Source organism: Micrococcus sp. R8502A1 (genome assembly GCF_006704135.1).
Taxonomy (GTDB): Bacteria; Actinomycetota; Actinomycetes; order Actinomycetales; family Micrococcaceae; genus Micrococcus; species Micrococcus luteus.
The window spans coordinates 1-2,068 of the sequence record NZ_VIGS01000099.1; the positions used below are offsets into that span (position 1 = coordinate 1).

General features: G+C 67.6%; 2 protein-coding genes. Both read right to left on the bottom strand.

What is annotated here, in order from left to right; all coding sequences use genetic code 11:
• Positions 1-226: 226 nt before the first annotated feature.
• On the bottom strand, positions 227-970 hold the full coding sequence (locus tag FLM69_RS11190) for a cytochrome c biogenesis CcdA family protein (protein ID WP_141844288.1): 744 nt from the start codon (positions 968-970) through the stop codon (positions 227-229).
• 156 nt (positions 971-1,126) lie between these two features.
• Positions 1,127-1,906, bottom strand: coding sequence for a multicopper oxidase family protein (locus FLM69_RS11195; protein WP_255502844.1), 780 nt, complete (start codon positions 1,904-1,906; stop codon positions 1,127-1,129).
• Between the last annotated feature and the right edge of the window lie 162 nt (positions 1,907-2,068).

A 2,068-nucleotide genomic window follows, 5' to 3' on the forward strand; every position in this document is an offset into this window, starting at 1 on the left:
TTAGCGTGGGTCATGAGCGGGCTCTTTCCAGCGGATGGGTTGTTGAGGAACTTCCATCCTGCCGGGCGGGGCCCGCTCGTCTCATCTCAGCCCGGGCCTCGTGCCAAGAACCTCATGACCCACAACACCTAGGGGCGGGCGCCGTCGTATGCGGTGGCGGCAGACCCTAGTGATTCCACGGCCGGTGTGCAGGGTCTGGGTCTGGGCCAGGTTGGGGGGGAGTCTCTTAGACGGGGGTGGTGAAGGTTCCGGCGAGGTTCTGGAGTTGGTAGATCCACGCCGTCCAGATTCCGGTGGCCATCAGGACGCCGACCAGCACGAGCAGGGTGCCGCCGGCGATATTGAAGGCGCGCATGTGGCGGCGCACGAAGCCCAGTGCGGTGCTGACCCAGCCCAGGCCTCTGGCGACGAGCACGAAGGGTATGCCCAGTCCCAGGCAGTAGACGAAGCCGAGCAGGGCCCCGCGCCATGCCCCTCCGGTGGTGGTGCTCAGGGCCAGCACGGCGCTGAGTGTCGGTCCCATGCAGGGTGTCCAGCCCAGGCCGAAGCCCAGGCCCAGCAGTGGGGCTCCGGCCAGGCCGGTCCGGGGGGTGAAGGAGGGGGTCGTGGTCCGTTGCAGGAAGGTGAGCATGCCCATCAACGCCAGTCCCATGAGGATGACGAGGACGCCGAGGATGCGGATCAGCAGGTCCTGCCAGCGCAGCAACCAGCCGCCGATCAGACCGAAGGCGGCCCCGTAGAGGGTGAAGACGGCGGCGAAGCCGAGGATGAACAGGCCCACTCCGGTCATCACCCGGCGGCGGTTGTCCGGGCGGGTGGGGTCGGACAGTCCGGAGACGTAGCCCAGATATTCGGGCACGAGCGGCAGGATGCACGGCGAGAGGAAGGAGACGATTCCGGCGATGGCGGCCAGGGGGATGGCCAGCAGCAGAGCGCCGGATTGGACCGTCTGAGCGAAGTACTCGCCCATTCATTTCCTCCTACGGGTCAGGACGGGGGTGCCGGGCCAGAGGTCTCGGGCGGGCTGGGCACGGTGGGTGGGGGTGAGCGATAAAGGCATGTTCTTTCCTGGGCGGCCACCGTGCGATGCCCCCGTGGATGGAGGGGTGTGGGCCGGGCGGGAGGGTCAGTGGATGTAGGAGAAGACGCCCATCATCCCGGCCTCGGCGTGGTAGGCGTTGTGGCAGTGGGTCAGCCACTGACCCGGGTTGTCCGCCTCGAAGTCGAAGACGATGGTTTGCCGGGGTTTGATGATGACCGTGTCCTTGCGGGCGCCATGGTCGGCCAGCTGGAAGGTGTGGCCGTGCAGGTGCATGGGGTGCCACATGTCGGTGTCGTTGGTCATCGTGACCCGCACGCGTTCGTCCAACCGGAGTTCGAAGGCGCCCTCGAAGGGGTTGGCCGGGTCGAAGCGTCGCCCGTTGATGCCCCAGTCGTACTCCATCATCGATCCGGTGAGGCGTACCTCGTGGGTCCTGGTCGGGTCCTTGGGTGGGAGCAGGACGGATTCGTGTGCCTTCAGTCGGCTGCCATCGAGCACGGTTCCGCCCAGGGTCTGCGGGAGCCGACCGGAGAGCGTGGTCTTTGGACCGGCTGCGATGATGCCGTAGGCGTGGCCGGTCTTGCCCTCGGGCAGGGCCAGTACGGGCACCGCCTGGTCGCCGAGGGTGATCAGCACGTCCAGGCGTTCGCCCATCCCCAGGACGACGGCATCGGCCTGGCGGGGCTGGACCGGGAACCCGTCGGTGTGGGTGATGGTCAGTTCCTGGCCGGGGATCCCGACCCGGTAGGCGGTGTCTCCGGCCGCGTTGATCAAGCGCAGGCGGATCCGGTTGCCCGGGGTGCTGGAGAAGGTGTCCGGGTCGGATGGGGGGCGGCCGTTGAACAGGTGCACGGGGATCTTCACGTCGCCGGCGTCCCCGCCCAGATAGTCGCTCTCAGCGGGCGTGTCAACTTGTCTGTGTAAGCGGGGTGGTCACAGGTAGGGGTTGATCCGGTCGGGGTAGGCCGCGGCGAGCTGGGCGAGGGCCTGCTTCCAGTTCGTGACGGCCTGACCTTCGACGAGCCG

What these genes read in the sequence shown, in the direction of transcription:
- FLM69_RS11190 (WP_141844288.1), bottom strand. Translation starts at nt 970, where the DNA reads ATGGGCGAGTACTTCGCTCAGACGGTCCAATCCGGCGCTCTGCTGCTG.